Source organism: Yinghuangia aomiensis, assembly GCF_039542225.1.
Lineage (GTDB): Bacteria > Actinomycetota > Actinomycetes > Streptomycetales > Streptomycetaceae > Yinghuangia > Yinghuangia aomiensis.
Genome location: NZ_BAABHS010000002.1, coordinates 124002 through 144018, shown reverse-complemented (window position 1 = coordinate 144018; position 20017 = coordinate 124002). Strand labels below are relative to the sequence as shown.

General features: G+C 72.1%; 15 protein-coding genes and 1 riboswitch. Of the genes, 7 read left to right on the top strand and 8 right to left on the bottom strand.

Annotation, left to right across the window (positions count from 1 at the left end):
- Positions 1-21 precede the first annotated feature (21 nt).
- Positions 22-381 (bottom strand): hypothetical protein, encoded by a 360-nt coding sequence (locus ABEA93_RS03110; protein WP_345673674.1) that lies wholly within the window; start codon positions 379-381, stop codon positions 22-24.
- 227 nt (positions 382-608) lie between these two features.
- Positions 609-755, top strand: a riboswitch (cyclic di-AMP (ydaO/yuaA leader).
- Between the two features lie 8 nt (positions 756-763).
- On the opposite strand from ABEA93_RS03110, the gene ABEA93_RS03105 reads away from it, so the two are divergent.
- The gene (locus ABEA93_RS03105; protein ID WP_345673673.1) at positions 764-1837 is read left to right on the top strand and encodes an NlpC/P60 family protein; all 1074 of its coding nucleotides are present in this window, start codon (positions 764-766) and stop codon (positions 1835-1837) included.
- A gap of 110 nt (positions 1838-1947) precedes the next feature.
- Here ABEA93_RS03105 and ABEA93_RS03100 read toward each other — a convergent pair whose 3' ends face one another.
- Both ABEA93_RS03100 and ABEA93_RS03095 read right to left on the bottom strand, forming a co-directional pair.
- The gene (locus ABEA93_RS03100) at positions 1948-2604 is read right to left on the bottom strand and encodes a response regulator (RefSeq protein WP_345673672.1); all 657 of its coding nucleotides are present in this window, start codon (positions 2602-2604) and stop codon (positions 1948-1950) included.
- On the bottom strand, positions 2601-3851 hold the full coding sequence (locus ABEA93_RS03095) for an ATP-binding protein (protein ID WP_345673671.1): 1251 nt from the start codon (positions 3849-3851) through the stop codon (positions 2601-2603). The genes ABEA93_RS03100 and ABEA93_RS03095 overlap by 4 nt, the downstream gene beginning before the upstream one ends.
- Positions 3852-3985: 134 nt before the next feature.
- Here ABEA93_RS03095 and ABEA93_RS03090 point away from each other — a divergent pair, with 134 nt between their 5' ends.
- On the top strand, positions 3986-5344 hold the full coding sequence (locus tag ABEA93_RS03090) for a PspC domain-containing protein (RefSeq protein ID WP_345673670.1): 1359 nt from the start codon (positions 3986-3988) through the stop codon (positions 5342-5344).
- Positions 5345-5424: 80 nt separating this feature from the next.
- Positions 5425-5679: a hypothetical protein gene (locus ABEA93_RS03085; RefSeq protein WP_345673669.1), complete on the top strand. Its 255-nt coding sequence runs from the start codon at positions 5425-5427 to the stop codon at positions 5677-5679.
- Between the two features lie 39 nt (positions 5680-5718).
- On the opposite strand, the gene ABEA93_RS03080 is transcribed toward ABEA93_RS03085, so the two are convergent.
- Positions 5719-6957, bottom strand: coding sequence for a hypothetical protein (locus ABEA93_RS03080; protein ID WP_345673668.1), 1239 nt, complete (start codon positions 6955-6957; stop codon positions 5719-5721).
- 266 nt (positions 6958-7223) lie between these two features.
- Between ABEA93_RS03080 and icmF the strand changes: the two genes are divergently transcribed.
- On the top strand, positions 7224-10442 hold the full coding sequence (icmF, locus tag ABEA93_RS03075) for a fused isobutyryl-CoA mutase/GTPase IcmF (RefSeq protein ID WP_345673667.1): 3219 nt from the start codon (positions 7224-7226) through the stop codon (positions 10440-10442).
- Between the two features lie 6 nt (positions 10443-10448).
- Here icmF and ABEA93_RS03070 read toward each other — a convergent pair whose 3' ends face one another.
- Positions 10449-11675, bottom strand: a complete 1227-nt coding sequence (locus ABEA93_RS03070) for an MFS transporter (RefSeq protein WP_345673666.1) — start codon at positions 11673-11675, stop codon at positions 10449-10451.
- Between the two features lie 110 nt (positions 11676-11785).
- On the opposite strand from ABEA93_RS03070, the gene ABEA93_RS03065 reads away from it, so the two are divergent.
- Entirely contained in the window at positions 11786-12382 is a 597-nt protein-coding gene (locus ABEA93_RS03065) for a Uma2 family endonuclease (RefSeq protein ID WP_345673665.1), read from the top strand.
- Between the two features lie 72 nt (positions 12383-12454).
- Here the strand turns inward: ABEA93_RS03065 and guaA are convergent, their stop codons facing one another.
- Positions 12455-14044 carry a glutamine-hydrolyzing GMP synthase gene (gene guaA / locus ABEA93_RS03060; protein WP_345673664.1) on the bottom strand — a complete coding sequence of 530 codons (1590 nt, stop codon included), beginning with the start codon at positions 14042-14044 and terminating at the stop codon, positions 12455-12457.
- A 336-nt stretch (positions 14045-14380) separates the two neighbouring features.
- Here guaA and ABEA93_RS03055 point away from each other — a divergent pair, with 336 nt between their 5' ends.
- The gene (locus ABEA93_RS03055) at positions 14381-14707 is read left to right on the top strand and encodes a chorismate mutase (protein WP_345673663.1); all 327 of its coding nucleotides are present in this window, start codon (positions 14381-14383) and stop codon (positions 14705-14707) included.
- A 495-nt stretch (positions 14708-15202) separates the two neighbouring features.
- On the opposite strand, the gene ABEA93_RS03050 is transcribed toward ABEA93_RS03055, so the two are convergent.
- Both ABEA93_RS03050 and ABEA93_RS03045 read right to left on the bottom strand, forming a co-directional pair.
- Complete coding sequence (locus tag ABEA93_RS03050) at positions 15203-16777, bottom strand: succinic semialdehyde dehydrogenase (protein ID WP_345673662.1); 1575 nt, start codon at positions 16775-16777, stop codon at positions 15203-15205.
- A 99-nt stretch (positions 16778-16876) separates the two neighbouring features.
- Positions 16877-18988, bottom strand: a complete 2112-nt coding sequence (locus ABEA93_RS03045) for a serine/threonine-protein kinase (protein ID WP_345673661.1) — start codon at positions 18986-18988, stop codon at positions 16877-16879.
- Positions 18989-19174: 186 nt separating this feature from the next.
- Between ABEA93_RS03045 and ABEA93_RS03040 the strand changes: the two genes are divergently transcribed.
- Complete coding sequence (locus ABEA93_RS03040) at positions 19175-20014, top strand: putative protein N(5)-glutamine methyltransferase (protein WP_345673660.1); 840 nt, start codon at positions 19175-19177, stop codon at positions 20012-20014.
- Positions 20015-20017: the final 3 nt, after the last annotated feature.

Genomic DNA, 20017 nt, shown 5'->3' with positions numbered 1-20017 from the left:
TGAGGCCGGTTCGGGGCGAACTCAGGTCCACATGACGGCGATCGCGATGTTCGCGATCGTGAGCAGGCCGATGGCGCCGAAGACGCGGGTGTCGACCTTGTCCTTGCCGCGGTTGGCCCAGGCCAGCAGCAGGATGACCACGAGGACCGCCATCTTGGTGCCGATCTTGGCGTTGTCGACGGGCAGGTCGAGGGCGCTGCTCTTGCGGACCGCGACGAGGGCGAGGCCGGTGACGAACATCGTGAGTGCGCCGTGCGTCACGGCGGGGGTGATCCGGACGTCGCCGGTCTTCATCCCCTTCATCTGGGTGAGGAATCCACCCAGCAGAGCTCCGATCCCGACGATGTGCAGTACGACCAGGAGTTGCCGGACGACGTCCACAGAGTGCTCCTCAGGCTCGGTTTCCGATTGAGCCTACAAAAATCACAATCCGGACATCGAAACGGGTCCCAAAGTAAAGACTTGGTAACGTCAGCGCGAAATCCGCGACCCGCGTGGGGGCCGTGACACCCCTGTGACTATTGTTCTCGGCCAGGCGGACGTACCCCCGTGCTCCATCCGGAGCGCACGCCCGCCACCGCCGAGTTCGGTATCGGCCGTGCGCCCGCCCCCCGTTGGCGCCCGGCACGCACCGGAGCCGGGGACCCATGTGTCACCCGAGGCGAATCGGCTGCCAGGGCCACCTGGCGCGCCGTAGGGCGTCTTCTTCCGCCCGAGCCTGTCAGCTAACCCGGTAGGCGGCCGAGGAAGGAGTGACGCTCGCGTGGCGTCTCATCGTCGTCCTGCGCAGCACCGCCGGTCGAAGGCGCTCGTCGCCTCCCGTGGTGCCGCAACCTTGGCCACCGCCGCCGCCACCATGACCGGTGTCATCGCGTTCGCCGGCCCGGCCAGCGCCGACCCGACTCCCACCTCCGCCCAGGTGCAGGAGCAGGTCAACCAGCTGAACCGCGAAGTCGGCAAGGCGACGGACGTCTACAACGGCGTCCAGGAGAAGATCGAGAAGCTCCAGAAGGAATCCAACGCCACGCAGGACCGGGTGGCCGAGGAACAAGCGTCCATGAACGCGCTCCGCGACCAGATCGGCCTGATCGCCGCGGACCACTACCGCAACGGGGGCCTGCCGCCCGAGCTGCAGCTCGCGCTGAGCGGCGACCCGGCGGACTACCTCAAGCGCGCGTCGATGCTCGACCAGCTCGACTCGCAGCAGGCCACCCGGCTCCAGCAGCTCGCCGCCCAGTCGCGGATGCTGCAGCAGGACCGCACCGAAGCCTCGACGCAGCTCGCCGAGCTGGAGAAGCTCCGCAAGGACCTGAACGACAACAAGAACACCATCCAGGAGAAGCTCAACAAGGCCCAGCAGCTGCTCAACACCGTCTCGGCGGCCGAGCGCAAGGCCATCCTGGAGTCCAACGACCACACGAACGAGCGGACGGACGACCGCAGCTCGCGCGACAACTCGCGCACCGACCTGCCGAACGTCCCGGCGTCCGAACGCGCCGCCAAGGCCATCGCGTTCGCCCGCGCCCAGATCGGCAAGCCGTACGGCTGGGGCAAGGCCGGACCGTCCTCGTTCGACTGCTCGGGCCTCACCCAGCAGGCGTGGGCCGCGGCCGGCGTCAAGCTGTCGCGCACCACGTGGGACCAGGTCAACGACGGCCCGCGGGTCGCCAAGTCCCAGCTCCAGCCGGGCGACCTGGTGTTCTTCAACAGCGACAACAGCCACGTCGGCCTGTACATCGGCGACGGCCTGATGATCCACGCGCCGCACACCGGCACGGTCATCAAGATCGCGCCGATCAGCGAGATGCCGTTCTACGCGGCCATGCGCCCGGGTTAAACCGACCGCGCCCGCAGCAGCCCACGGTGCCCCGTCCCCCGCGTGGGGGCGGGGCACCGTCGCGTTTCCCGCTCCTCCCCCGGCGTCGCCGGGCCGCCGGGCCGCCGGGACTAGACCAGCCGCCGGTCGGTGGCCCAGCGGGTCAGCTCGTGCCGGTTGGACAGCTGGAGCTTGCGCAGCACCGCCGACACGTGCGTCTCGACGGTCTTGACCGAGATCACCAGCCGCCGCGCGATCTCCTTGTACGCGTAACCGCGCGCGATGAGCCGCAGCACCTCGCGCTCGCGCTGGGTCAGCCGGTCGAGGTCCTCGTCGATCGGCGGCACGTCGGTGGCCGCGAACGCGTCCAGCACGAACCCGGCGAGCCGCGGCGAGAACACCGCGTCGCCTTCCGCGACCCGGCCGACCGCGCGGACGAGTTCGTCGCCGGTGATGGACTTGGTGACGTAGCCGCGCGCGCCGCCGCGGATCACCCCGATCACGTCGTCGGCGGCGTCGGACACCGACAGCGCGAGGAACCGCACCCGGGCCTGCACGTCGGCGCACTGCTTGAGCACCTCGACACCGCCGCCGCCGGGCAGGTGCACGTCCAGCAGGACGACGTCGGGAAGCTGCTCGTGCACCACCGCGACCGCCGACGCGACGTCCTCGGCCTCGCCGACCACGTCGACGGCTTCGCCGATCTCGGCGCGCACCCCGGTGCGGAACATCCGGTGGTCGTCGACCAGGACGACCCGGACCCGGCCTTCCGACGCGGCTTCACTCACGACTTGCTCCTGTTCGCCTCGCTGCGAGCCATCTCCAGCTCGACCTCGGTGCCCTCGCCGGGTTCGCTGCGGATCACCGCGGTGCCGCCGTTGCGGCGCATCCGCCCGAGGATCGACTCTCGCACACCCATCCGGTCCTCGGGCAGCGTGTCGGGGTCGAAGCCGGGCCCGCTGTCGCGCACGAACACCGTCACGACGGTGTCCTCCACCTCGGCGAACACCTGGATCGGCGCGCCCGACGCGTACTTCGCGGCATTCACCATCGCCTCGCGCGCGGCCGCGAGTTGGGCGGCCAGGCGCTCGTCGACGGCGCAGTCGCCGACCGGCACGATCTCGACGGCGACGCCGTGCATGTCCTCGACCTCGGCGGCCTCCTGGCGCAGCGCGGCGGCGAAGGTGCGGTCGGGCTCCTCGCCTTCGGGGCGGTACAGCCAGGCGCGCAGCTCGCGCTCCTGGGCGCGGGCGAGCCGGGCGACCTCGCGCGGATCGTCCACGTGCCGCTGGATCAGGGTCAGGGTGTGCAGCACGGAGTCGTGCACGTGGGCGGCGACCTCGGCGCGTTCCTGCGCGCGGATGCGGGCCCGGCGCTCGGCGCTGAGGTCGCGGGTCTGGCGGAGCAGGTAGGGGCCGAAGATGACGAGGAGCCCGAAGAGCAGCAGCAGGGCGCCGCGGAAGGCCGCGAAGACGTCGCCGAGGCCGCCGCGGTAGGCGACGAAGAAGCCGATGCCGGTGGAGAAGACGGCGACGCCGATGGCGGTGCGGACGATGCCCAGGGTGCGCCGGCGGCCGTCCAGGGACAGCCAGCGGGTGCGCTGCGCGTCGTCGGCCTGCCGCCACACCAGGGCGACGCCCGCGGCGGCGACCAGGAGCGGCCAGATGACCGCCTTGCCGCCCGCCGAGCTGCCGCCGATCATCATCAGCATCGTGAAGGCGAGCAACAGCGTGACGATGGCGAGCGCGGCATGCCGGCGGCGGCGTTCGCGCGCGGTGGGGACGGGTGGTTCGGCCGGGCCGCCTTCCGGGACGTTGAGCCACAGCAGCCCGTACACCGCGACGCCGATGCCCGTGCCGGTCAGCACGGCGAATCCCACGCGTATCCAGACCACGTCGACCGCGAACTGGTCGGCCAGCCCGCGGGCGACCCCGGCGACGATGCGCCGCGAGGGGTTGCGGTAGAGCGTGGGCGCGGCCCGGGGCGCGGGGGCGGGGGCCTCGGCCGGGTGGGCGGGGGGTGGTGCCGTAGTCACGCGACCGATCGTCACACGCGGCGGGCCCCGGGGGCATCAGGGTCCGACCCTGATTCCGTCTCAGGGTCGGCTCCGGGTACGACCCGGGGCCTTCCTGATGGGCGCGCCCGCGCGAGGCCGACACGATGGGTCCCATGAGCGACCCGACCTCGACATCCACGCAGACCCCGCCCCCGCCGGGTGCGGACGGCGGCACTCCGCCGCTGACCCGCGACACCCACGACCGTGTGGTCGCCGGCGTCGCCGGGGGCCTGGGGCGCCACTTCGGCGTCGACCCGGTGATCTTCCGCGTCGTCCTCGCCGCGGTCGCGCTGTTCGGCGGCCTCGGCGTCCTGCTGTACGGCCTGGGGTGGCTCCTCATGCCGTCCGACGACCGGCCGGTGCCGATGGCCCGCGACGTCCTCAACGGGCACCGGGTGAAGGAAGCCGTGCCCGCGATCGTGCTGACCGCGGTCGGCACGGGCGTGTTCTTCTCCTACTTCGACGACGGGTTCACCGGCTCCTGGCCGCTGCTGATCGTCGCGGGCATCGTGCTCGCCGCGTCCCGCAAGAAGGGCCTGCGGGACGCGGTCGCGGCGGCCGCGCCGCGGCCGGAGGCCGGCTCCGCCGAGTTCGCCGCCGCCCCGGGCACGGCCGAGGCCGCGGAGGCGGCCGGCGGGCAGCCGGTGGCACCCGGTCCGCCGCCGTGGTGGCAGAGCGGCGGGCAGCCCGAGCCCAAGCCTCCGGCCCCGCCGCGCAAGCCGGCGTCCTTCCTGACGCCCGCCGTCGTCTCGGCCGCGGCGTTCGCCGGGGGCCTCCTGTGGTGGCTCGACGCCAGCACCGACGTCCACGTGCCGCTCGCGGTCGGCCTCGCGGTGATGCTCGCGATCCTCGCGGGCGGCCTGCTGGTCGGCGCCTTCTTCGGGCGGGCCCGGTGGCTGATCCTCCCGGCCGTCGTGCTGGCCGCCATGCTCAGCGTCCTCGCCTACATCACCGTGCCGTTCACCGGCAGCAGCGGGAAGGAGTCGTACACCCCGGCGACACCGGCCGCGGTGCATTCGGCCTACCGCATGAAGTTCGGGGACCTCAGCGTCGACCTGACGCACCTCGACCCGATCGACGGCGTCCGGGTCACCGCGAGTGTGGGCGCCGGCAGTGTGCGGATCTCCATCCCCGACGACGTCCGTGTGGTGATCAACGCCAAGGCCGACATCGGCCTGGTGCAGCTGCTCGACCGCGAGAGCAGCGGACTCAAGGCCTCGCGTCAGGAGGTCGTCGAACCGGTCCACGGCACCTCGCGCGGAACCGTCACGCTGGACCTCCGGGTCGGCATCGGCGAGGTGAACGTGCACCGGGACGGCGCGGACGTCGAGATCGCGCCGCCGCCCCCGAGCCCCGCCGCGCCCCCGGCGGTGCCCGGCACTCCGACGCCTACCGTCACGCCCGCGGTCCCCGCCGTCCCGGCCGTCCCGGCCGTCCCGGGTGCACTCACCGGGGCGCCCTCGGCCGGATGACCGGCGACATGCCCGAGCAGACCGCCCCGTCCACCCGCCCGAACCCCACGCCGGCCGACCGTTCCCCCTGGAGGGTTTCCGTGGAACGCCACAAATTCGACCCCATGGCCCTGATCGCGGGCGCCATCTTCATGGCGATCGCCGTCATGTACCTGCTGGACGCGCACGGGTCGGTCGACGCCCGCCCGGGGGTCACCCTGGCGCTCGCGGTCATCGGCGTCGGCGCCTCCGGCCTGGCCGGCGCGGTGTGGGCCATGGTGTCCCGGCGCAAGCGCCGCACCGCCGAGTTCACCGCGTCCGACACCCCGTCCGCGCCCGTCGACCTGACCAAGTAGCAGCCGCAGACCCGGCCGAGGCGCCCGGTGTCCGGGGGATCAGTCGGCGATCTCGATCTCGTACGGGTTGGACTCCACTCCCGAGGCCGAGACGACGCACAGCTCCACCCGGCCCGGGTCCACGTCCAGCGGGATCGGCACCACGACCACCGCATCGCACGGGTTGGCGAAGCCGGTCTCCGTGGGGACCAGCGGGGCGTACTGGTGCATCGCACCGAACCGCACCACCACGCGGGCGAGTTGGTCGGGTTCGCGGACCCCCGCGCCGACCAGGTTGGTGCCGCGGATCTCGATGTCGTCGCCCTGCCGCAGCGCGTTGTCGAGGCTGCCGGGCACGTGCACGCGCACCACCGAGAGGATGACCGGCCGGTTGTTCTCGGTGAGCTTGGCGGCCAGGTACACCACCGCGGAGATCCCGGCGAGCACCACCAACGTAGCCGGGGCGTCCGGAAGTTCCTCCGGATCGCGGGCCAGGCCGACCAGCAGGAAGCCTGCGGCGACCAGGTTCACCAGGACGTACTGCGCGTCGGCGAGGGCACTGCGGCCGGTGTCGTCGGTGACCAGGTCGCGCAGGAACGCCCGGTCGGCATAGGGCTTCTGCAGCACCCGGCGGTTGACCTTGTCGCCGACCAGCCGGCGGACCAGCACCGCGACGAACAGCGGTACGGCGACCAAGACGATCTGGTCGGCCGCGACCTCGCCGAGGTGGTGCAGCAGCTCGGACCGGTCGCCGGGGCGGGAGGCGGCGGCAAGCCGGACGGCGAAGAAGACGAACACGTAGGTGAGCACGACGGCCCACAGTGCGGCGACGGCCTTCGAGGTGGACAGCCGTCCGTCGAGCCCGCGCACCGGCGCGTAGAGCCCGGCGCCCTCGCGGGTCCAGATCGCGACACCGGACAGCACGGCGACGGTGACCGCCGCGGCGGTGAGGGCCGCGGTGCGGGCCACCGTCCAGCCGGGGCCTATCGCGGTGAGGGCCTGCACCAGCACCAGGACGACCACGGCGGCCCACAGTCCGGCGAGGGTCCGGGTGCCGAGCAGGCGCAGCGCGGCGCGTCCGTGGGCGCGGCGCCGGGCGGCGACATCCTGGGAGAGGCCGCGCAGTTCGTCGTCGATCCACTGCCGGGTGGCGAACTCCGAGGGCGCGACCACGGCGGGGACGCCGTCGCCGCGGGCGAGGGCGCGCCGGTGCTCGTCGAAGCCCTCCTGGGCGCGCCGGTATTCCTCGCGGACCACGCAGTGGCAGTCCGGTCCGTGCACGCTCAGGCCGTGCGCCATCAGGAACCCTCCCCTGGGAACGGCGGCGCGGCCGTCGGATGCACGCCGCCGCGCACCGGACGCGCACGTGGGCCTCGTGCTGCCGGAGGGCGGCGGACGTACGGGAATCGCACCTGCCAGGGCGCATTCTGCCGTATCCACCAGCCCCAGGAATTCACTCTCGCCACAGCTTTCTTACCGTGGGAAATAGTTGGACTTCCTAGTATCTTGAGGGGAGAGCCCTTCGGCTCCTTTCCGCGCCACTACGTGTGTCCTCGGAGGCTCAGGTGCCCCTGTACGTCCCGGTTCGGCCCGTGCGGTTCGTCACCGCGTCCGCGCTCTTCGACGGGCACGACGCGGCGATCAACATCATGCGGCGGATCCTCCAGGCGCAGGGCGCCGAGGTCATCCATCTGGGCCACAACAGATCGGTGAGCGAGGTCGTCGACGCGGCCCTCGGAGAGGACGTGCAGGGCGTCGCCATCAGCTCGTACCAGGGCGGCCACGTGGAGTACTTCGAGTACCTCGTGGAGCGCCTGCGCGAGCGCGGCGCCGGGCACGTCAAGGTGTTCGGCGGCGGGGGCGGCGTCATCATCCCCGAGGAGATCGCCCGGCTCAAGGCGTCCGGCGTCACCGTGTTCTCCCCCGAGGACGGCCAGCGGCTCGGCCTCGCCGGGATGATCAACACGCTGATCGAGGCATGCGACGTCGACCTCACCGAGCGGCCCGCCCCGCTCGACGCGCTGCTCGCCGGCGACCGCGCGGCCCTCGCCCGCACCCTGACCGTCGTCGAGAACCGCGGGCTGGACGACGCCACCCGGCAGGCCGTCGCCGAGGCCGCGGGCGCCCGCCCCGTCCCGGTGCTCGGCATCACCGGCACCGGCGGCTCCGGCAAGTCGTCGCTCACCGACGAACTCGTCCGCCGGTTCCGCACCGACCAGCAGGACAAGCTCCGCATCGCGGTACTGGCCGTCGACCCGACCCGGCGGCGCGGCGGCGGCGCCCTGCTCGGCGACCGCATCCGGATGAACGCGCTGGACGGCGAACGCACGTTCTTCCGCTCCCTCGCCACCCGCAAGGCCGGCGCCGAACTCCCCGAGCGCATCGACGACCTGCTGCTCGCCTGCAAGGCGGCCGGCTACGACCTGGTGATTCTGGAGACCCCCGGCATCGGCCAGGGCGATGCCGCCGTCACCCAGCACGCCGACACCTCGCTGTACGTGATGACGCCCGAGTTCGGCGCCGCCTCGCAGCTCGAGAAGATCGACATGCTCGACTTCGCCGACGTGGTCGCGATCAACAAGTTCGAACGCCGCGGCGCGGAGGACGCGCTGCGCGACGTGTCCCGCCAACTCGTGCGCAACCGCGAGGCCTTCGGCTCCCGTCCGGAGGACATGCCGGTGTTCGGGACGAGCGCGGCGACGTTCAACGACGACGGCGTGACCGCGCTGTACCAGCACCTGGCCGGCCGGCTCACCGACCACGGCCTCCCGCTCGTGCCGGGCGTCCTGCCGCACGTCGAAGGCCGCACCTCGACCGGCGCCGCGCACATCGTGCCCGGCTCGCGGGTCCGCTACCTGGCCGACGTCGCCGACACCGTCCGCACCTACCACGCCGACACCGCGACGCAGTCCGAGGCCGCCGCCCGCCTCCAGCGGGTGTCCCTGGTGCGTGCCGAACTCCCGGAAGCCGTCCCGTCCGTCGAGGCCCTGCACAAGGACGCCGAAGCCGCCCTCGCCCCCGCGGACCAGGCGCTTCTGGACGCCTGGCCGGCCACCGTCGAGGCGTATTCAGGCGACGAGCAGGTAGTGCGCATCCGCGACCGCGAACTGCACACCGCGCTGACCCGCGAGTCGCTGTCCGGCAGCAAGATCCGCCGGGTGGCGCTGCCCCGGCACACCGACCACGGCGCGCTGCTGCGCTTCCTGCGCGAAGAGAACCTGCCGGGCTACTTCCCGTTCACCGCCGGGGTCTTCCCGTTCAAGCGGGACGGCGAGGACCCGGCGCGCATGTTCGCCGGCGAGGGCGACCCGTTCCGCACCAACCGCCGCTTCAAGCTGCTGTCGCACGGGAACGAGGCCACGCGCCTGTCGACGGCGTTCGACTCGGTCACCCTGTACGGCCGCGACCCCGACGAGCGCCCGGACATCTACGGCAAGGTCGGCACCTCGGGCGTCTCGGTGGCCACCCTCGACGACATGAAGGCGCTGTACGACGGCTTCGACCTGACCGCGCCGTCCACCTCGGTCTCGATGACCATCAACGGCCCGGCCCCGACGATCCTGGCGTTCTTCCTCAACACCGTCGTCGACGCGGAACTCGACAAGTTCCGCGAGTCAGAAGGCCGCGAACCCACCGTCCCCGAGGCCGAGTCGATCCGCGCGACCGCGCTTGCGACGGTCCGCGGCACCGTGCAGGCGGACATCCTCAAGGAGGACCAGGGCCAGAACACCTGCCTGTTCTCCACCGAGTTCAGCCTGCGCATGATGGCCGACATCCAGGAGTGGTTCATCCGCAACAAGGTGCGGAACTTCTACTCCGTCTCGATCTCCGGCTACCACATCGCCGAAGCGGGCGCGAACCCGATCTCGCAGCTCGCGTTCACCCTCGCCAACGGCTTCACCTACGTCGAGTCGTACCTGGCGCGCGGTATGGACATCGACGACTTCGCGCCGAACCTGTCGTTCTTCTTCAGCAACGGCATGGACCCGGAGTACTCGGTCCTCGGCCGGGTCGCCCGCCGGATCTGGGCCGTCGCCATGCGGGACCGCTACGGCGCCAACGAGCGCTCGCAGAAGCTGAAGTACCACGTGCAGACGTCCGGCCGGTCGCTGCACGCGCAGGAGATGGACTTCAACGACATCCGCACCACACTGCAGGCCCTGATCGCCATCTACGACAACTGCAACTCGCTGCACACCAACGCGTTCGACGAAGCGGTCACCACCCCCACCGAGGACTCGGTCCGCCGCGCGCTGGCCATCCAGCTGATCATCAACCGCGAGTGGGGCCTCGCGATGAACGAGAACCCCCTGCAGGGCGCTTACGTCATCGACGAACTCACCGACCTCGTCGAAGCCGCCGTCCTCGCCGAGTTCGACCGCATCAGCGAACGCGGCGGCGTCCTCGGCGCGATGGAGACCGGCTACCAGCGCGGCCGCATCCAGGACGAGTCGATGCTGTACGAGCAGCGCAAGCACGACGGCACCCTGCCGATCGTCGGCGTCAACACCTTCCGCAAGCCCGACGCCGACGACGCCCCGCACGGCCCCCTCGAACTCGCCCGCGCCACCGAAGCCGAGAAGGAGTCCCAGCTCACCCGGGTCCGCGACTTCCGCGCCGCCCACCAGTCCGACGCGGCCCGCGCCCTGGCCGCGCTCAAGCACGCGGCCACGCACGACGAGAACGTCTTCGCGGTCCTGATGGACGCCGCGCGGGTGTGCACGCTGGAGCAGATCACCAACGCGTTCTTCGAGGTCGGAGGCCAGTACCGGCGGAACGTGTAGCGGCTGCTACGCCGACTCGGACGCCGTGGCCGGCACCGCGGGCTCACCCCCGCCCGCGACCGGCCGCGACCCCGTCCGCAGCACGCCCGCCCCCGCGGCCAAGCCCACGGTCAGCGCCGTCACCACGCCGAACGACACGGCCAGCGACGTCGCGTGGGCAATACCGCCGATCAGCGACGGCGCCACCAGTCCCGACGTGTACGTCACCGTCGCGACGCCGGCGATCGCCTGGCTGGTGTTCGGCCCGCGGCGTCCGGCCGCGGCGAACGCCAGCGGCACCACCACGGCGACCCCCAGCCCCAGGAAGGCGAACCCGGTCATCGCCACGGCCGGGTGCGGCGCCGCCACCACCAGCAGCCCGCCCACCGCGGCCAGGAACCCGCTCGCCCGCACGGTACGCACGGCTCCGAACCGATCCACCACCCGGTCCCCGACCAACCGTGCGACGGCCATCGTGAACGCGAAGCCCGTGGTCGACGCCGCCGCCAACCCCGCCGACGAATCCAGGACATCCCGCAGGTACACCGCCGACCAGTCCAGACTCGCGCCCTCCGCGAACACCGCGCAGAACGCGACCCCGCCGATCAGCAGCGCCGACTTCGGCGGCAGCGCGAACCGCGGCGGCGGGTCCTCCTCCGGCTCCGCCCGCACGTCGAGCACGCCCTGACAGGCGATCAGCCCCAGACCGGTCAGTACCAGCGCCGCCACCACATGGTGCAGCCGCGCGTCGACGTCGAGGTGTGCCGCCAACGTCCCGACCCCGGAGCCGATCAGCACGCCGACACTCCACATGCCGTGCAGGCTCGACATGATCGACCGGCCGAGCCGGGTCTCGGTCTCCACCCCGATCGCGTTCATCGCGACATCCGGCATCCCGGCCGCCGCCCCGTACACGAACAACGCCGCGCAGAGCACCACGAGATTCGGCGCCAGCGACGGCAGCACGAGGGCCAGGCACCACAGCGACAACAGCCCCCGCAGCGCGGTCCTCCCCCCGAACCGGTGGCTGACCGCCCCGGCCAACGGCATGGCCAGCGAGGCCCCCATCGCCGGGAACACCAGCGCCAAGCCCAACAGCCCGGCCCCGACCCCGACATGCTCCTGAATCCACGGCACCCGTGTGGCGAAGTTGCCCGTCACGGCCCCGTGCACACAGAACACCGCGGCAATCGCCCACCGCGCCCGACGGATGAGCCGCGGGTTGACCGCACTGCGGGTTCCTCCTGTCTGCACCAATTCCACCCCAACCAATCCGATCATTCGAACGAGTGATCCACAACCATCTCCCTGCGCAACAAGACCCGAACGCAGTGCGATGGGTACGTCTCGACGGAGGAGGGCACATGACCGTCATGGTCGAAGCAAAACCCGACAACTACATCCCCCATCTCCTCGATGGCATCAACGCGGAGAACTTCCGCGTCGAGTACGTCGAAGGAGGGATTGTCGTGACGCCTGCACCGGCGCATTACCACGACGAAGCGGCGGACAACGTGTTCGAGCAGCTTCGGCAGGCAGGCCTGTCACACGCAAGACTCGGCAGCAAAGGTTTTTGCAAGGCAGCAAACTGCAGCGATCTCACGAAAGGCAACCACCTGGTTCCCGACTTTTGGGTTGCCTTCCGCGCTTTCACCGACCAGGAAATCGCCGCGTCTGAACTCCACAGCAACTGGATGACCACCGAAGCCCTTGACCTCGTCGGCGAGGTCACGAGCACCAACCGCCGCGCCGACACCCGTGACAAACTCACCGCCTACGCTCGCATGTCCATCCCCCACTACCTCCTCATCGACCGCACCGAGCACACCGTCACCCTCTACTCCGACCCCACCGGCGACGTCGACGTGCCCGCCTACGACACCAAGCACACGGTCAAGTTCGGCGAACCGGTCCCGATGCCCGACGGCTACCCGACGCTCGACAGCACCACCTGGCAATAAGCCGAAACGGCCCGCCGCCCCCGGAACTTCCGGGTTCGGCAGGCCGCTTCACGCCTTACGCGGGCGCAGGGGTCACTCCCACTCGATCGTCCCCGGCGGCTTGCTCGTCACGTCGAGGACCACGCGGTTGATCTCCCGGACCTCGTTGGTGATCCGGTTCGAGATGCGGGCCAGCAGGTCGTACGGCAGGCGCGACCAGTCCGCGGTCATCGCGTCCTCGGAGGACACCGGGCGCAGCACGATCGGGTGGCCGTAGGTGCGGCCGTCGCCCTGCACGCCCACCGAGCGGACGTCGGCCAGCAGCACCACCGGGCACTGCCAAATGTCGCGGTCCAGGCCCGCCTTCGACAGTTCCTCGCGGGCGATCGCGTCGGCGTCGCGGAGGGTCTCCAGGCGGTCGGCGGTCACCTCGCCGATGATGCGGATGCCGAGGCCGGGGCCGGGGAACGGCTGGCGCCACACGATCTCGCTCGGCAGGCCGAGGGCCTCGCCGACCGCGCGGACCTCGTCCTTGAACAGCTTGCGCAGCGGCTCGATGAGCTGGAACTGCAAGTCTTCCGGCAGCCCGCCGACGTTGTGGTGCGACTTGATGTTCGCGGTGCCGGTGCCGCCGCCGGACTCGACGACGTCCGGGTAGAGGGTGCCCTGCACCAGGAACTCGACCTGCTCGCCGTGCGCGCCCGCCTCGGCGACGACCTCGGCCGCGGCCTGCTCGAAGACCCGGATGAACTCGCGGCCGATGATCTTGCGCTTCTCCTCGGGGTCGGTGACCCCGGCGAGCGCGTCGAGGAACCGTTCGCGGGCGTCGACGACCTTGAGCGAGACGCCGGTGGACGCCACATAGTCGCGCTCGACCTGGTCGGCCTCGCCCTTGCGGAGCAGGCCGTGGTCGACGAACACGCAGGTGAGCTTGTCGCCGACGGCACGCTGTACGAGGGCTGCGGCGACCGCGGAGTCGACGCCGCCGGACAGGCCGCAGATGACGTGCTTGTCGCCGACCCGGGCCTGGATCTCGTCGACCTGCTCGTCGATGACGTTGCTCATCGTCCAGTCGGCGTGCAGTCCGGCGCCGACGTGCAAAAAGCGCTCCATGACCTGCTGGCCGTACTTCGAGTGCAGCACCTCGGGGTGGTACTGGACGCCGTAGAGCTTGCGCTCGTCGTCCTCGAACGCCGCGACGGGCGCGCCGTCGGTGGTCGCGGTGACCGCGAAGCCGGCCGGGGCGGCGGCGACCGAGTCGCCGTGCGACATCCACACGGACTGCGCGGCGGGCTGGCCGTCGAAGAGCGTGGACGCGGTGTCGGTGACGGTCAGGTCGGTCGCGCCGAACTCGGCGAGGCCGGTCTTGGCGACGTCGCCGCCGAGCGCGCGGGCCATCGCCTGGAAGCCGTAGCAGATGCCCAGGACCGGGACGCCGGCCTCGAAGAGCGCGCGGTCGACGCTCGGGGCGCCGTCCGCGTACACCGACGACGGGCCGCCGGACAGGATGATGGCGGCGGGCTTCTTCGCGAGGATCTCGTCGACCGGCATGGTGTGCGGGACGATCTCGCTGTACACCCGGGCTTCGCGCACGCGGCGGGCGATGAGCTGCGCGTACTGGGCACCGAAGTCGACGACGAGAACGGTTTCCGTTCCGCTCGCGTCCGGACTGGTCGAGGTCACGAAGGGCCTTCCGGCGATGGTGCGGGGGGTCGACCCCAATTCTACGGCCCGCCCGGGAGGCCCCCGGGCCCACCCGGGAACCGGCCGCCGCGGGCCCCGCGCCAACCGTTCCGGTCTCGGTATCCGGATGGCGGTGGCAGCGCTGTGTGACGGTACGGCATACTGGCGGGCATGTTCACGGCCGCGCACATCTTTACCTATGGTTCCGGGCACCCCGGCGCCATCGCTGCCGCCTGAGCAACAGGCTTCGACGACGCCCCGGGTTCCTGGAACCCGGGGCGTTTTCGCGTGCGCCGTCGGGGACCGGGACCGGGCTCCACCGACAGGAGAACGCCCATGACCGCGCCGCAGACCCCCACACCGACCGCCGACACCGCCGGCCCGGCCGACACCGCCGGGACCAAGGCCGACGACCGGACGCCGGACCAAGTCATCGCCGACGCCCGGGCCCGCATCGACGGACTCGACCGCCGCATCATCGACCTGATCGCCGAGCGCGTCGCCGCCTCGCAGGAAGTGCAGCGCACCCGGATCGCCGCGGGCGGCCGCCGCGTGCAGCTGTCGCGCGAGATGGAGGTCATCGCGCGCTACCGCGAGGCGCTCGACAAGCCGGGCACCGAGGTCGCGATGGCGCTGCTGGAACTGTGCCGCGGCCGGATCTGACCCGGGGCGGGCACCACCCGATCTGCCGATTTTCCGCGGCGGGACCGACAGGTTCCGCCCGCAACCCCCGGATCTGACATCCGTTCAGGCCGGGGAACCGCCGGGATACGGAGCGGACGTCACCTGAAAGAGGACGTCCGCTGACCCGACCGCGTAACCTCCCCGCGCCGCCGGTCGTTGTGCCTGCTGAGCCAGCCCGCCCGCAGGCGGCCCTGGTGCAAGACCGTCGGCGCGATGAGGCACGCCCGAGGAGGCTGCCGTGGGACCTCGCGTCGGCGCCGTGACCGGGACGCAGGGGACAGCAATCCGGTCACGACCCCGCCGGCGGCCGGTGTCGGGGACGCCCGACATCGGCCGCCGAGCCCAGGCGGAAGCACCACATACGTGACGCTCCGCCGAGAACCCCCACACTATCTGTAGTTGGGGCGGCCGTGGGAGAGACGGCGCACATTCCGGGACACCGCGCCCGCGGCGCGGCATCCCGGACCTCCCGGATCAGCGCACGCCGAGCGTCTTCATGATCCGCAGCGACAGCGTCAGCGAACGCGACCACTGCTCGTCGGTCATGCCGAACGGCGCCGCGATCGGGATGAGCCGCTGGGTGGCGACGGTCTGCGCTTCGGTGAACTTCATGATCCCGTCGACACCGTGCCGGCGGCCGAGTCCGGAGTCGCCCATGCCGCCCATCGGGGCGCCCGCGCTGCCGTAGGCGGCCGCGTAGCCCTCGTTGACGTTGACGGTTCCGGCGTGCAGGCGGCGCGCGACCTCCTCGCCGCGCCGGGTGTTGCGGGTCCACACGCTGGCGTTCAGGCCGTACGCGGTCCCGTTCGCGCGGGCGACCGCGTCGTCCGTGTCGGTGAACGTGTAGACGGACACCACCGGCCCGAACGTCTCCTCGGCGCACACCGCCATGTCCGGGTCGACCCCGTCCAGCACGGTCGGCTCGTAGAACAGCGGTCCGAGGTCGGGTCGGGCGCGGCCGCCGGCGAGGACGGTGGCGCCGAGTTCGCGGGCCTGGTCGACGTGCCGGGTGACGGTGTCGAGCTGGCGGCGGGAGACGAGCGAGCCCATGTCGGCGTCCCAGCCGTAGCCGGCGGCGAGGCGCATGCCTTCGACGCGGGCGAGGAAGCGTTCGAGGAACGGGTCGCGGATGTCGGCGTGCACGTACATGCGCTCGATCGACACGCACAGCTGCCCGGCGGACGAGAAGCACGCGCGGACGGCGCCTTCGGCGGCGCGTTCGAGGTCCGCGTCGGGCAGCACGACCATGGCGTTCTTGCCGCCGAGTTCGAGGGACGCGCCGACCAGTCGGGCGGCGGCCTGCTGGGCGACCTGGCGCCCGGTGCGGGTCGAGCCGGTGAAGCACACGTAGTCGGCGCGGCCGATGACGGCGGGGCCGATGACCGGGCCGTCGCCGACGACGATCTGCCACAGGTCTTCGGGGAGCCCGCATTCGGTGAGGACGTCGAGCGCCCACAGCGCGGTGAGCGCGGTCTGCGTGTCGGGCTTCATGACGACGGCGTTGCCCGCGATCATCGCCGGGATGGCGTCGCCGATGGACAGCGACAGCGGGTAGTTCCACGGCGAGACGAGGCCGACGACGCCCTTGGGGTGGCGTACCTCGACGGCCTTGGTGAGCACCGGCAGCGCGCCCGCGCGGCGCCGGGAGCGCAGGTAGCCGCGGGCCCGGCGGCCGTAGTGGCGGCAGGTGAGCGCGACGTCCAGGACTTCCTCGAACGCGTGCTTGCGGACCTTGCCGGTCTCCGTCTGGATGATGTCGAGGATCTCGTCCTGGCGGGCGAGGAGCCGGTCGTGGAAGCGGAGGAACACCGCGGCGCGGTCGGCGACCGGGCGTTCCGCCCAGCGGGCCTGCGCGGCGCGGGCCCGCTCGTAGGCGGTCGCCACGTCCTCGTCGGTGGACTCCGGGAGTTCCGCGATCGGCGCGCCGGTGAACGGGGCGCGCGTGGTGACGCGGGTCGGCATCGGGCCGGTGACGACGCGCCGCACGAGGCGGTCGACCGGGAGCACGGGGTGGATCGCAGAGGCCGCGTCGCGGGCAGTGTCCGTCATGCGATCAAGCCTAAGCGGGGCTACTTTCCGGTAACAAGAGCCCGGGGCAGGGAGTCGCGACCGGCGCGGGCCCGTGGTCCGGGCCCGCGCCGGTCGCGCTCAGTCCTGCCGGAAGTTCGCCACCACGTTGTTGAAGACCTTCTGCGACGGCGCCCAGTTGTCCTCGAACGAGGCGACGTAGATGGCGTAGTCCGAACCGCGGTCGGTGCGGATCCCGAGGTCCATCGCGTGGCTCGGCCGCAGGTCGCCGCTCTGCGGGTTGAACGGGTTGCCCTTCCAGGTGAACTCCCACACCGCGGCGTCCCAGCCGGGGACGCCGATCGGGTGCGGGCCGAGCTGGAGCCGCTGGTAGTTCTGCTTGATCTTCGCGAAGTTGGCGTCGATCTCGTTGAAGTTGTCCAGCGGCGCCTTGCCGACCGTGTCGGTGCCGATCCGCAGCAGGGTGCGCTTGTTCGGGTCGGTGTAGTCGATCTGGTTGCCGTTGGCGCTGCGCGTCCACCCGGTGGGGACGAACAGCGAGAAGCCGGCCGGGTCGTGCGTCCAGGTGTAGCCGGCGATCGGCGCGGGGTCGTTGCCGGCGCCCTGGCTCGCCCCGGTGGGCGGCACGATCGGCGGGCGGCTCGCGCCCGACGGCGGCGTGAGCGTCGGCTGCGTGCTCGCGGTCGGTCCGGTCTGGCCGCCGGGGCCCGGCTGCGCGCCGGGCGACGCCGTTGCGGTGGGGGGCGTGGTGGACACGCCGGGGCCGCTCGCGTTGTCCGACTTGTCGTCCTTGCCCTTGAGCACCACGACCGCCACGACGCCCGCCGCGATGACGGCGATGACCAGGGCGGTGACGCCCAGCACGAGCGGCTTGCGGGACGGCCGCGCGGGCGGGCCGGACGGGTTCGCCCGGGTGTCGGGCGCGGTGTTCCCGGTCACGTACTCGGCGGACGGCCAGGCGACGCCGGGCCCGCTGTCCGGGTGCGGCCCGCCGGGACCGTACGGTCCGGCGCCGTACGACCCGGTCGGCTGCTGCGGCACGCCCGGGTAGCCGCTGCCGGCCCCCGGGTACGTGCCGTGCGGCGGCCCGTATCCGCCCGACGCGGGCGGCATGCCCATGGCCCCGGCGGTCAGCGTCGGCGCCCCGGCGTAGCCCTGCGGCCCCGAAGGCGGACCCGACGGCGGACCCGAGTACGGACCGGGGTGACCCGAGTGGGGGCCCGAATGCGGACCCGAGTGGGGCCCGGACGGCGCGGCCGACGGCGGACCGGACTGCGGAGCCGACCGCGCCGATGCCGGGTCGGAGTCGGGCCCGGCCTCGGCACCCAGCCCCGCGACCGCACCCAGCCCGATGTTCGGCACACCCGACGGCACCGCACGGGGGTGGGACTGCGTGAGGTCGCCGCGGACGACGCCGGACAGCATCCGGTCCACGTCCTTGGCCGGCAGCCGCCGGTCCGGGTCCTTCTGCAGCAGTCCTTCGATGACCGGCAGCAGCAGGCCCGCGCGGCGCGGCGGGTCGGGCTCCTCGGTCAGGATCGAGTTGAGCGTGCTGATCATCGTCGGCCCGTCGAACGGGTTGCGTCCTTCGACCGCCATGTAGAGCACGACCCCGAGCGACCACAGGTCGGCGGACAGGTTGGGCCGCAGCCCCTGCGCGCGTTCCGGGGCGAGGAAGTTCGGGGACCCGACGAGCATGCCGGTCGCGGTCAGCGTCGCCGAACCGGCCTCGGTGGCGATGCCGAAGTCGGTCAGCACCACCCGGCCGGACACCGTGACCAGGATGTTCGCGGGCTTCACGTCGCGGTGCAGCACGCCCTTCGCCTCGGCGGCGAGCAGCGCGTTGAGGACCTTGAGGCCGACTTCGGCGGCTTCGGCCGGGGAGAGCGTGCCGCGGGTCTTGAGGATGTCCGCGAGGGACTCCGCCTCGACGAGCTCCATGACGATCCACGGGATGCCGCCGTCCTCGACGACGTCGTAGATCGTGATGACGTTCTCGTGGCCGATCCGGGCCGCGGTGCGCGCCTCGCGCAGCGTGCGCTGCTGCTGGATGTCGCGCTCTTCGTCGTCGAGGTGGTCGGGCAGCCGGAGTTCCTTCACCGCGACTTCGCGGTGCAGCATCTCGTCGACCGCCCGCCAGACCGTGCCCATGCCGCCGCGTCCGACCACGCTCGTCAGCCGGTACCGCCCCGCCACGATGCGCGCCTGACCGGGCGACGCAACGTCCGCCATCGTTCCTCCCCGCTCCTCGGTGGGCCGACCTCCCCCGAACGGCGCCACCGGGTTCCCTGTGTCGCCCGGTCAGACTACGGCCTACGCACCGCTCCGGTTGCGTGGCGGCCCTCTCCTGGGCCCGCACGGACCCCGGCAACCCGCCGATCCGGCACCGGGAAATCGCCGGTACGCTCGGTGCCGCTCATGACGCTCCCGCCACCGGACGCCACGTCCGTACCCCGCCTGGACCCCGGTTTTTCCGCCGCGGTCGTGGCCGCGACCGTGACCCGGCTTCGCGCCGCCGGCTGCGTGTTCGCCGAGGACGAAGCCGCGTTGCTCGCCGAAGCCGCGCACGACACCGTGCATCTCGACACCCTCACCGCTCGCCGGGCCGCCGGGCTTCCGCTCGAACACGTGGTCGGCTGGGCGGAGTTCTGCGGGCTGCGGATCGCGGTGGACGAAGACGTGTTCGTCCCGCGGCGGCGCACCCAGTTCTTGGCCCGGCACGCGGCCGCGCTTGCCACGTCCGGCGCGGTCGTCGTCGACCTGTGCTGCGGCGCGGGCGCGATCGGCGCCGCGGTGGCGTCCGCGGTGCCGGGTGTCGAGTTGTACGCGGCCGACATCCACCCCGCCGCGGTTCGCTGTGCCCGCGGCAACCTCGCCACCTACGGCGCCCGGGTGTTCGAGGGTGATCTGTTCGCGCCGCTGCCCGCGGACGTGCGCGGCCGGGTGGCCGTCCTGACCGCGAACACGCCGTATGTGCCCACCGCCGAGATCGGCCTGCTGCCGTCCGAAGCCCGCGACCACGAGCCGCTCGTCGCCCTCGACGGCGGCTCGGACGGCCTCGACCTGCAGCGCCGGATCGCCGCCGAGGCCGCCGGGTGGCTCGCCCCCGGTGGCCACCTGCTGGTGGAAACCAGCGAGGAACAAGCGGCCGAGGCCGTCGCGGTGTTCACCACGAGCGGCCTGACCGCGCGCGTGGTCGAGGACGAGGACTTGTACGCCACGGTCGTCGTGGGCACGCGCCCGGCCGCGGGGGCCTGAGCG

What these genes read in the sequence shown, in the direction of transcription:
- ABEA93_RS03090 (WP_345673670.1), top strand. Translation starts at nt 3,986, where the DNA reads ATGAGCGACCCGACCTCGACATCCACGCAGACCCCGCCCCCGCCGGGT.
- ABEA93_RS03080 (WP_345673668.1), bottom strand. Translation starts at nt 6,957, where the DNA reads ATGGCGCACGGCCTGAGCGTGCACGGACCGGACTGCCACTGCGTGGTC.
- ABEA93_RS03065 (WP_345673665.1), top strand. Translation starts at nt 11,786, where the DNA reads ATGACCGTCATGGTCGAAGCAAAACCCGACAACTACATCCCCCATCTC.
- ABEA93_RS03055 (WP_345673663.1), top strand. Translation starts at nt 14,381, where the DNA reads ATGACCGCGCCGCAGACCCCCACACCGACCGCCGACACCGCCGGCCCG.
- ABEA93_RS03050 (WP_345673662.1), bottom strand. Translation starts at nt 16,777, where the DNA reads ATGACGGACACTGCCCGCGACGCGGCCTCTGCGATCCACCCCGTGCTC.
- ABEA93_RS03045 (WP_345673661.1), bottom strand. Translation starts at nt 18,988, where the DNA reads ATGGCGGACGTTGCGTCGCCCGGTCAGGCGCGCATCGTGGCGGGGCGG.
- ABEA93_RS03040 (WP_345673660.1), top strand. Translation starts at nt 19,175, where the DNA reads ATGACGCTCCCGCCACCGGACGCCACGTCCGTACCCCGCCTGGACCCC.